This window comes from Enterococcus sp. DIV1206 (assembly GCF_051712485.1).
In the GTDB taxonomy this organism is placed as follows: domain Bacteria; phylum Bacillota; class Bacilli; order Lactobacillales; family Enterococcaceae; genus Enterococcus; species Enterococcus faecalis.
On record NZ_JBIOOZ010000001.1, the window covers coordinates 2,457,077 to 2,467,500 of the forward strand.

The following is a 10,424-nucleotide window of genomic DNA, read 5'->3' on the forward strand; positions in this document are numbered from 1 at the left end:
TTTATTCTCCTTTAGCAACTCGGAATAGCGGCTGACCAAATTCAACCACATCTTCATTGTTGACTAACACTTCGGTGATCACGCCGTCAACTGTCGCCGTAATTTCATTCATTAATTTCATCGCTTCAACGATACACACAACGTCACCCGTTTTAACAGTGTCTCCTACTTTGACAAAGTTCTCTTTATCTGGTGCTGGTTGTAAATAAACGATTCCTACAATAGGTGACGTAATTTCTTCTGTCTTTTCATTGGCTGTCGGTGTATTGGTTGGCGTTTCTTCAACGACAGAAACTGTTTCAACAGGCACTGACACACCACTAGCGGCTACTGGTGTTTCTTGTGGTTGCGCCACTGGTTCTACGGCACTTCGTCCAGAAACTGTATTTTTATTCATATATAATTCAAACGAGCCTTCTCGTAAATCAAATTCGGTTAAAGTTGATTGATCAAATTGTGTTAATAGTGCTTTTACTTCTTCTAACTGCATGTTAATCCTCCCAGCGTTTTAAGCAAATAACTGCATTGTGGCCACCAAAGCCTAGCGAGTTACTTAAAGCATAATCAAATTTATGCTCTTTGCTTTCGTTTAAAACAACGTTCACCGTAATTGCTTCATCTTGATTTTCCACATTAATGGTTGGCGGAATAAATTGATGTTGTAAAGCATTTAGGGTAGCAATTCCTTCAATTCCACCAGCGGCGCCTAAGAGATGTCCCGTCATACTCTTTGTACTACTTACATACGCCGTTTTTGCGGCATCACCTAAAGCCAATTCAATTGCTTTAGATTCTGCACTGTCATTAGCTTGTGTGCTTGTTCCATGGGCGTTAATATAGCCAATTTTTTCTGGAGAAATCCCCGCTTCTTCCATTGCTAGTACCATGGCTTTCGCTGCGCCGCTCCCATCTGGTGTTGGCGATGTCATATGATAGGCATCGCAATTAGCACCATAGCCAACCACTTCACCTAAAATAGTTGCGCCTCGTTCTAGAGCATGATCTAATGATTCTAAAATAAAGACACCCGCTCCTTCTCCCATCACAAATCCACTACGTTCTTTATCAAAGGGAATTGAGGCTTTTTCTGGATCAGTCGCCTTTGTTAAAGCGGTCAAGGAAGCAAATCCTGAAATACCGATTTCTGTAATAGGCGCTTCTGCTCCACCAGCAATAATGACATCGGAGTAGCCATGTTTGATATTGCGGAACGCTTCCCCAATTGAATGAGTTGCACTAGCACAAGCCGTCACTGTTGACGTACAAATTCCTTTGGCACCAACACGTAAAGCAATATTTCCCGCCACCATGTTTCCAATCGCCATTGGAATAAATAACGGTGCCACACGTTCAGGTCCTTTGTCGTGCATCCGAATTACTTGATTTTGAATTGTTTCCAAACCACCAATCCCGGAACCCACCATGACGCCAAACCGATCCACATCTAGTTGACTGGTATCCAAGCCACTCATAGCCATTGCTTCTAAGGCCGCATAAATGCCAAATAACGAAAACTTATCCATGCGTTTGCCATCTTTTTTAACAAAATATTTTTCCATTGGAAAGTCTTTCACTTCAGCTGCTAAGGTGACACCTGTTTCACTAACATCAAATTTACTAATCGGTCCGATACCATTTTCCCCTGTTTTCAAACTTTCTAAAAAAGTCTCAGGTTCATTGCCAATCGGCGAGGTGACACCGTAACCGGTAATAACTACTCGATTCATCCTTTTGACTCCTTTCGTTTATCCGTGCATGACTAAGCCGCCATCAACATTCACGACTTGCCCAGTAATATAGGGACTTTTAGCTAAGAATATCGCTGTAGCTGCGACATCTTCGACTTGCCCAAACGTTTGTAAGGGAATTTGCGCATTCATTTGTGTTTTAACTTTTTCCGATAAAACATCCGTCATTTCTGTTTGGATAAACCCTGGTGCAATCGCATTGCAGGTAATACCGCGCGGCGCAACTTCTCGTGCCACCGATTTAGTAAAACCAACGACACCGGCTTTACTCGCAGCGTAGTTTGCTTGACCAACATTTCCCATTAAACCAGAAACGCTAGCCATATTAATAATCCGACCACTTCGTTGTTTCATCATACGTTTAACCGCTTGTTGGGTCATGTTAAAAGTTCCTACCAAGTTAATATCTAAACAGGCATTAAAATCCTCTTTTGTCATTCGTAATAATAATTTATCATTCGTAATCCCAGCGTTATTCACCAGAATATCAATCGAGCCTAATTGGTCAACAGTTGCTTGAATCATCTCACCTGCTGCATCAAAATCGGAAATATCTCCAGAAAGGCCAATACATTTTACCCCAAAGGCTTCAATTTCTTGTCGTTGTTCTGGCGTAATCTCACTCCGACCGTTTAAAACAATATTGGCGCCCTCTTTCGCAAAAGCCAATGCAACTGCTTTGCCAATCCCACGAGTGCTTCCAGTAATAAATACGTTTTTCCCTGTTAATTCCATTTTTTACCTCCCAGTAAGTGCTGTTAACGTTTCTGTTAATGTTGCAACATCTTCCACACGGTGCATTTCAATTGTTTTGTCAATTTTTTTAACAAAACCAGTTAATGTTTTCCCTGGACCAACTTCAATCATCGTTCCCACGTTCATAGCCTTCATCGTTTCGATACTGTCTTCAAAACGTACCGCAGACATGACTTGCTTTTCCAATAACGCTTGAATTGCCTCTTGGGGCATAATTTCGGCAGTCGTATTACTAATGACAGGAATTTGCATCGTTTGAAAGTTCAATTTTGCTAAATCCTGAGCCAACTTTTTTGATGCTGGTTGTAACAGTGCCGTATGGAAAGGGCCACTCACATTTAACGGAATCATTCGCTTCACACCAGCTTCTTTGAGAAGTGTCATCGCTTGATCAACAGCAGCAACCTCACCACCAATCACGATTTGTTGTGGTGTATTATAATTTGCTGGAGCCACAATTCCGAAAGCACTGGCTTCTTGGCAGGCTTTCTCAATTACTTCACGCTCAGCATTCATGACAGCAACCATTTTGCCAGTTCCTTGTGGTGCTGCTTCTGTCATGTACTGACCGCGCTTTTGGACCAAGGCCACTGCTTCTGAAAAACGCAAAGCCCCGCTGGCAACCAAAGCGCTATATTCCCCTAAGCTTAAACCCGCTACGACATCAGGCATTAGTCCTTTTTGTTGCAAAAGACGGTAAAATGCGACACTGACTGTCAAAATAGCAGGTTGCGTATATTCTGTTTCATTTAAACGTTCATTTTCAGTAAAACAAAGTTCTGCCATCTCATAACCTAAGATATGACTTGCTTCATCGAAAGTTTCCCGAACAATCGCTTCTTGGTGATATAATTCTTCACCCATCCCTTGATACTGGGCTCCTTGTCCACTAAATAAAATCGCTGTTTTCATACGACACCTCATTTTTTGTTAAAATTATTCACTTAGCCCCAACGCTGATTCATCTTATGTACAATCGCTTTGCATTCAGACATGAGTGAATCAATGATTTCTTGGGCTGTTTCTTCTTTTTTTATTAACCCGGCAATTTGTCCCGCCATGACGGAACCGTAATCCATATCCCCGTCAACGACAGCTTTGCGCAAAGCGCCTTGACCAATCTTTTCAAACATTTCTAAATCAGGTACTTCTTTTTGAAGTTCTTGCTTTTCTAATTGATTATATTGAGCAGTTAATTTATTTTTTAAAGTACGCACTGGATGGCCAAAATGTTGACAGGTAATTACTGCATCTAAATCACGTGCCTTTAAAACTTTCTGTTTATAGTCTGGATGAACGTTGCATTCTTTTGCAATTAAAAAACGTGTGCCTAACTGGACTGCTTCAGCACCTAACATAAAGGCCGCAGCCATACCACGACCATCACCAATCCCACCTGCTGCAATCACAGGAATTGACATAGCATCAACGATTTGCGGTAAGCCACTCATAGTGGTTAACTTGCCAATATGTCCACCAGCTTCCATTCCTTCAAAAATGACAGCATCGGCACCAATTTTTTCCATTCTTTTTGCTAAAGCAACTGAAGGAACTACTGGGATTACTTTAATGTTATGTTCTTTAAAACGAGCCATGTATTTGGCTGGATTGCCTGCACCTGTCGTTACGACAGGAACCTGTTCTTCACAAACCAAATCGACAATTTCATCGACAAAAGGTGAAAGTAACATAATATTGACACCAAAGGGTTGTTCCGTTAATTCTTTAACTTTTTTAATTTCTTTTTTTACGACTTCTTTTGGGGCATTGCCGCCAGCAATAATCCCTAATCCACCAGCGTTTGACACGGCACTTGCTAATGAAGCATCGGCTACCCAAGCCATACCGCCTTGAAAAATGGGATAATTGATTCCAAGCAACTCACATAACTGTTGATTCATTGATTTTATACGTCCTTTAGTTCTAAGATAAGTACACTTCATTCAAGTAAAAAAGGATTTTTCCGGCTTATTTACTTGTTTTTTTAGGGACTGGGTCATTTAGCAATTAAATGTCCCAGCCCCCTATTTTCATGTATTAGTTTGCTTGTTGTTTTTCTACATATGTTACTAAATCTTGAACGGTTTGGATGCCATCTTCTGTTTCGATTTTCACATCAAATTCATCTTCGATTTCGTTAATGATTTGGAATAAATCTAAGCTATCCGCGTCTAATTCTTCTTGAATGTTTGTAGTTAATTGTACCTCTTCAGCATCTTTTCCTAATTCTTCTACGATAATTGCTTGAATTTTTTCAAATACCATGTGTATATTCCTCCAAAATAGTCATTTTCTTCATTTATATGTGAACAGTTTTTTACAGCGTTAGGAGCAGTGAGCCCCATGTTAAGCCGCCGCCAAATCCTGTTAGCACCACGCGTTGTTGGGAACCTAAAATTAAGGTCCCATTTTCAACTGCTTCATCCAACAAGATGGGAATGCTAGCAGCTGAGGTATTGCCATATTTATCCATATTCGTTAAAAACTTCTCGCGGGAAATCTTCGTCTTACGTGCAATTTTATCGATAATGCGCACATTTGCTTGATGTAGTAGAAGATAATCCACGGTTTCGTCCGTCACGAGTGATAAAATATTTTGTGAAACATCTTTAATCGCAAAATCAAAAATACTACGTCCTTCCATCTGTAGCGTCTTACTAGCCTGCTCATGCCCCTGATAAAAAGGACTTTCGTTGATCGTGTAGCCTGAAGTTAAAGCCGCCCACCGTTGTCCATCTGCTTGTAATTTTTCATTTAGAAAATGCGGTGTCTCAGCCGCTTCAATCAAGACGCCGGCAGCCCCATCACCGAAAAGCACCGCTGTGGAGCGATCGGTCCAATCCAACATTTTGGAAAATGTTTCGCCACCAATTACTAGACCTGTATGATAACGACCACTTAAGACTAGTTTTTCTGCCATGCTTAAGGCATAGACAAAACCAGAACACGCTGCACTGATGTCAAAAGCAAAGGCCTCAGTGGCGCCAATTGCGCCTTGCACTTGGCAAGCAACAGAAGGCATATTGAAATCTGGTGTCACTGTTGCAACTAAAATAAAGTCAATCTCACTTGCTTGCTTTCCAGATTTTTCCAATAACTGTTTTGCGACTTGATGACATAAATCAGACGTATTTTCTTGCGTAACGATGCGACGTTCACTAATGCCTGTTCGCGAATGTATCCATTCATCAGAGGTATCCATCATTTCACTCAGTTGCTGATTCGTGACACAATTCTCTGGAACATAACGGCTTGTACAACTAATTCGTGCATAATTCTTCATGGGGATCCTCACTTTTTATTTGTATTCTTGCAAGAAATCATGAAGATTTTTTAGTGCTCTTAACAGCGCTTGTTCTTCTTCTTGCTCCATGCCTTTCAAAATGTTTTTAACCATTTCACGATGAAAATGCTGATGGACTCTAAAAAGTAATTTTCCTTTTTTAGTTAAGCCAAGCTTTACTACACGTCGATCATCTTCACTACGCAAACGTTCAACATAGCCTTTTTTAACTAAGTTGTTAATCGCTACAGTAAGTGTTCCGACGGTAATTGACAGTTCCTTGGCTACTTCTGAAGACGTTTTTTTCTTGTACATACCAATTGCTTCGATTGTGTGCATCTCCGTAATGGATAAATCATTAAATTGTGATTTTTTCAATTCAGATTCTTCAATCGTTAAGATGTCATTAAAGACACTGACTAAGTAATCGTTGACTGTTTCTAAATTAGGTTCCATTCTGTGCACCATCCATATACTTTGATTATCAAAACATTTGATGTTCAAACTATATCGTAAATAAGCAAAGAATGCAAGAGAATTTTCTATATTTTTAATGAAATATTCTTCAAATATTTCAAAAAAGGCGCATTTTCAAGGGACGAGGCTTTTAAAAAAAGGATCAATTACTTTGATACCCAAACTATTTTCACAGAAAAAGGAAAGAAGTGCAACTAAAAAGCATCACTGGCACTCCCCTGATTGAGAAGTGCCAGTGATTTTTGTTATATAATTCTTAAACTCCCACTAAGCTATTGCTACAACTTGACTGGATAATACGAGAAGAGAGTGAACCAGAAGCTTTGGTGCTTCTACTCCACTCCCTTATTAAAATGTAGGACGATTAATTATTGAATTAAGTCGTAAATTTCCATTGCTACAATATCGATGTTATCGAATTGATAGCTTTGGTGCGTATCAGATTCTGTTAATTCAAATGTTTCTGTTGATTTATCAAAACTTACAATACATTTCTCTACGCCTTCACGTTCAAAGCGGCGTACTTGTACTTCATTATCTGCTGCTTCGATCATTGCTTCCAGTCTCTTAATAATCGCCACAAGTTGTGAATGTTTCATCAGTGGGCCTCCTTTTGCAAACTAGTTCTGTACCATTGTAACAAAACATTGCCTAACTTGCATGATTTTTCGTCATTTTTTTTGATTTTTTTGTTGTTCTTTAATTTTTATTCGTTGGTTGCTTGCCATCTGTCCACCAAAGCTTAATTAAGGCCTGTGTGCCATCATTTTCAAACCCTTTATCTGCAAGGCTTTCATATAATTCTGTCGCTTTTTGCGTCGCTGGCAATGGAAGGTCAAGTTTTTTTGCTTCATCTAACGCAATCTTTAAATCTTTGATAAAATGTTTAACAAAAAAGCCTGGCGTATAATCTTCTTTTAAAATACGCGGACCATAATTACTTAATGACCAGTTCGCAGCACTACCACCACCGACTGTTTCCAGAACTTTTTCTAAAGTTAATCCTGTCGCATTTGCATAAACGAGCATTTCAGTCAACCCGGTCATTGTGCCTGCAATCATTAACTGATTCGCCATCTTAGTGTGTTGCCCTTTTCCAGCTGAGCCGTGTAGCATAAACGTTTTACCAAATGTTTTGAAAATTGGTAAGACGGTCTCATAACTTTCTTGATCGCCACCAACCATAATTGTTAAAGTACCATTTTTAGCACCTAAGTCACCACCAGAAACTGGCGCATCCAACGCATGAGCACCCACTTCTGCTGCTTTTTTGGCAATCTTTTCAGCCAAGGTCGGCGTACTTGTGGTTAAATCTACTACTATTTTACCTGTAAGATCTGCTTGAAAAATCCCTGTTTCATTAAAATACACGCCTTCAACATCTGAAGGAAAGCCAACCATTGTAAAAATGATATCACTCGCTTCCGCAATTGCTTTTGGCGTATCATACCAAACTGCTCCTTCAGCAACTAAATCATCTGTTTTACTTTTTGTTCGATTGTAAACATTGACAGATAAATTGTTTTTCATCATGTTACGAATAATTGATTTCCCCATGACACCCGTTCCAATAAAGCCGATTTTAGACATAGTAGCTTCCTCCGTTCTTAAAATAAAAACTTTCCTCCTTCAGTATAAACGAAGGAGGAAAGTTTTGCAGTTTATTTTCTTAAAGATGTAAATTTTACTTTAATTTTTTTTATTGAGTCCGCATTTTCTTTTTCCATTTGAAGTTGATCAAAGTAAATCAATGTATCTTGATAAAATTCAATCATTTTGTTGCCAAAGTTTGTAGAAGAAATTTCAAATAATTTTTCATCTAAAATAGTTTGGTCCATTTTAATATTTGCTTGTATATAGTCAATCAATGTTGGGGCAAAATCACTGTCTGTCTTAAAAGTTTTGCCTAAGCTTTCATGATCAAATAAATTATTTAAATAGGCGTTCCCTTCTGCAACACATTGAACGCCAGCGGCCATCGCTTCTGTATAAGTTAAGCCTTGTGTTTCCGACGTTGAGGCGCTGACAAAATAGTCAGCAGCTTTATAATAAATCGCGACTTCTTCATTTGGCACTTCACCCGTAAATTGAACGTATTCACTGACTTCTAGTTCTTCTGCTAATTCTTTTAAATCCTCTAGATAGGGACCATTTCCAACTATTACTAAACGAGTTTGTGGTAATTTTTCAATAATTTGTGGTAATCCTTGCATAATTGCTTGAATATTTTTTTCATAAGAAATTCGACTTAACGATAACAACATAATCTGTTGCTCTTCAATACCTAGTTGTTGACGCATTCCAGCGATCATTTCCTCAGTAATATCGGGACGTAAAAACTTATCAATTTCGATCCCTGTTGGAATAATTCTCATTGGTGCAGTCACTCCATAATCCCGTAATTTTTCAATTACACGTTCACTGGGACAAACAACACCTGTCGTATGATTTGTAAACACTCTTGAAAAGAATTTAACATGTGATGGACGGACAACTTTTCCTTTAGCAATATAATGTAAGTAATCTTCATACATCGTATGATACGTATGGATGACAGGAATTTTCATTTTTTTCCCAACCATTTTCCCTAAAATACCCGCACCAAATTCAGTATGTGTATGAATTAAATCTAATTCCAATTCTTTGGCAATTAAATAGGCATACCACATACCGCGAACCACTACTCGGCGATCTTTAAAAGATACGAATGGCACACTAGGCATTCGTATGACATCTTCTTCAAAATCAGTCGCGTTAGGATCGGTTGTCGTAAAAATATACACTTCATGGCCGTGCTTTTCTAATTCATCTTTTAAGGTCTTAATAGAAGTCGCTACCCCACTCACTTGCGGGAAATACGTATCAGTAAAAAAACCAATTTTCACTCTCATTACCTCCATTTCATCTAACAATAACTGCCTTCAATATTTGTTAAGATAAGACTGTTTCGTAGACTTCTTTTAACTCGTAACCAATTTGCTTGATACTTCTTTGCTCTGCTACTTGATAGCCTGCTTCTCTAGTGCTAGGTATTTTCCCTTCTAATAAGCCTTCAATATATTTTTTAAATTCTTCAATAGAATGACCCATATAACAATTTTCATTAGCTACTAGCCAGCCTTGATAAACTGGAATATCACGCACTAAAACTTGTTGCTGACTAGCTAACGCTTCTAAAACAACAATTCCTTCCGTTTCTTCACGAGAAGGGAAAAAGAAGAGATTCGCTGCCGCATAGGCCCCTTCGATGACATCTCCTTTAATATAACCTGGGAAAATAACATTTTCTGGATGATCTTCTTTAACTAATTGTCGGATATTTTTTGGGATAGAATACATTGGTGTATCACCAAACCAAATAAATTGATACTCTGGTAACTGTCGCGCAACTTCAATAAAATCAGTGATTCCTTTGCGTTCAAAAAATAATCCCACACAAATAATTACTTTTTTCTCTTCATCTATTTTAAAATATTCTCGGAATTTTTGTTCCTTTTCTTCTGAAGGATAAAAGCGTGATAAATCAATACCATTTGAGATAGCCGAAATAGGCACTTTAATGCCATATCCTTCTAGCAATGTTTTAGAATACGGTGTTGGTGTAATTAAATGATCCGCTTTGGAATACAAACTGATAAGATATTTTTTTACTAATGGTGCCAGTTGATTAGACCCAATAAAGGAATTACGAAAATCTTCTTCTGTCGAATGGGCATGATAAATAACTTTTTTTCCTAGTTTGCGTGCTTTTCTGACCATACGATGGCTATTTACGCCATATGTATTAATATGCAATATATCATAGTCACTACAATCAGCATCTAATGTATATTCTATTCCAACTTCAGAGAGCGCTCGTTTCTGGTGATCTAATGCTCGACCAATGCCTGATTTAGCTAAGATTTTCTCACCTTCAAAATATAACAATATTTTCAAACCCGCTCCTCCTTTTCTGCTTTACTAACTATAATAAACACATTATACCATAGCTAAAATTTGATGTATTCATTCTTCGGTAGGATCCTTTTAATCTTATAAATGTTTTTAAAGTCCCTTCTTCAAGCTTATCAAAAAATAGTGAATAAAACAAAAAAAGCAAAAACCAAGTTGGTTTTTGCTTTTGCTCAACTCCGGCAGTAGGACTCGAACCTACGACATCA

The 10,424-nt window shown here is 38.4% G+C and carries 12 protein-coding genes and 1 tRNA gene (1 of these 13 cut by a window edge); all 13 read right to left on the minus strand.

From position 1 onward, the window contains the following. Position 1: 1 nt before the first annotated feature. Complete coding sequence (accB, locus tag IGK86_RS12205) at positions 2 to 490, minus strand: acetyl-CoA carboxylase biotin carboxyl carrier protein (RefSeq protein WP_002397489.1); 489 nt, start codon at positions 488 to 490, stop codon at positions 2 to 4. A 1-nt stretch (position 491) separates the two neighbouring features. Then, on the minus strand, positions 492 to 1,727 hold the full coding sequence (gene fabF, locus IGK86_RS12210; RefSeq protein WP_010776117.1) for a beta-ketoacyl-ACP synthase II: 1,236 nt from the start codon (positions 1,725 to 1,727) through the stop codon (positions 492 to 494). A gap of 18 nt (positions 1,728 to 1,745) precedes the next feature. Continuing rightward, on the minus strand, positions 1,746 to 2,483 hold the full coding sequence (fabG, locus tag IGK86_RS12215; RefSeq protein WP_002356283.1) for a 3-oxoacyl-[acyl-carrier-protein] reductase: 738 nt from the start codon (positions 2,481 to 2,483) through the stop codon (positions 1,746 to 1,748). 3 nt (positions 2,484 to 2,486) lie between these two features. Beyond that, positions 2,487 to 3,416 carry an ACP S-malonyltransferase gene (fabD, locus tag IGK86_RS12220; protein ID WP_016617178.1) on the minus strand — a complete coding sequence of 310 codons (930 nt, stop codon included), beginning with the start codon at positions 3,414 to 3,416 and terminating at the stop codon, positions 2,487 to 2,489. A 32-nt stretch (positions 3,417 to 3,448) separates the two neighbouring features. Beyond that, complete coding sequence (fabK, locus tag IGK86_RS12225; RefSeq protein WP_025193940.1) at positions 3,449 to 4,405, minus strand: enoyl-[acyl-carrier-protein] reductase FabK; 957 nt, start codon at positions 4,403 to 4,405, stop codon at positions 3,449 to 3,451. Positions 4,406 to 4,541: 136 nt separating this feature from the next. Then, the gene (locus IGK86_RS12230; protein ID WP_002356278.1) at positions 4,542 to 4,769 is read right to left on the minus strand and encodes an acyl carrier protein; all 228 of its coding nucleotides are present in this window, start codon (positions 4,767 to 4,769) and stop codon (positions 4,542 to 4,544) included. A 52-nt stretch (positions 4,770 to 4,821) separates the two neighbouring features. Beyond that, positions 4,822 to 5,787, minus strand: coding sequence for a beta-ketoacyl-ACP synthase III (locus IGK86_RS12235; protein WP_016617180.1), 966 nt, complete (start codon positions 5,785 to 5,787; stop codon positions 4,822 to 4,824). A 15-nt stretch (positions 5,788 to 5,802) separates the two neighbouring features. Beyond that, on the minus strand, positions 5,803 to 6,243 hold the full coding sequence (gene fabT / locus IGK86_RS12240) for a fatty acid biosynthesis transcriptional regulator FabT (RefSeq protein ID WP_002362455.1): 441 nt from the start codon (positions 6,241 to 6,243) through the stop codon (positions 5,803 to 5,805). Positions 6,244 to 6,632: 389 nt separating this feature from the next. Then, positions 6,633 to 6,863 carry a YkuJ family protein gene (locus tag IGK86_RS12245; RefSeq protein WP_002379802.1) on the minus strand — a complete coding sequence of 77 codons (231 nt, stop codon included), beginning with the start codon at positions 6,861 to 6,863 and terminating at the stop codon, positions 6,633 to 6,635. A gap of 100 nt (positions 6,864 to 6,963) precedes the next feature. Beyond that, on the minus strand, positions 6,964 to 7,854 hold the full coding sequence (locus tag IGK86_RS12250) for an NAD(P)-dependent oxidoreductase (protein WP_002359377.1): 891 nt from the start codon (positions 7,852 to 7,854) through the stop codon (positions 6,964 to 6,966). 71 nt (positions 7,855 to 7,925) lie between these two features. Continuing rightward, positions 7,926 to 9,149, minus strand: a complete 1,224-nt coding sequence (bgsB, locus tag IGK86_RS12255) for a cell wall glycolipid biosynthesis glucosyltransferase BgsB (protein WP_025193941.1) — start codon at positions 9,147 to 9,149, stop codon at positions 7,926 to 7,928. A 46-nt stretch (positions 9,150 to 9,195) separates the two neighbouring features. Then, positions 9,196 to 10,200, minus strand: a complete 1,005-nt coding sequence (bgsA, locus tag IGK86_RS12260; protein WP_002359375.1) for a cell wall glycolipid biosynthesis glucosyltransferase BgsA — start codon at positions 10,198 to 10,200, stop codon at positions 9,196 to 9,198. 192 nt (positions 10,201 to 10,392) lie between these two features. Beyond that, positions 10,393 to 10,424 (minus strand) — tRNA-Asn (locus IGK86_RS12265); it runs 42 nt beyond the window's last position.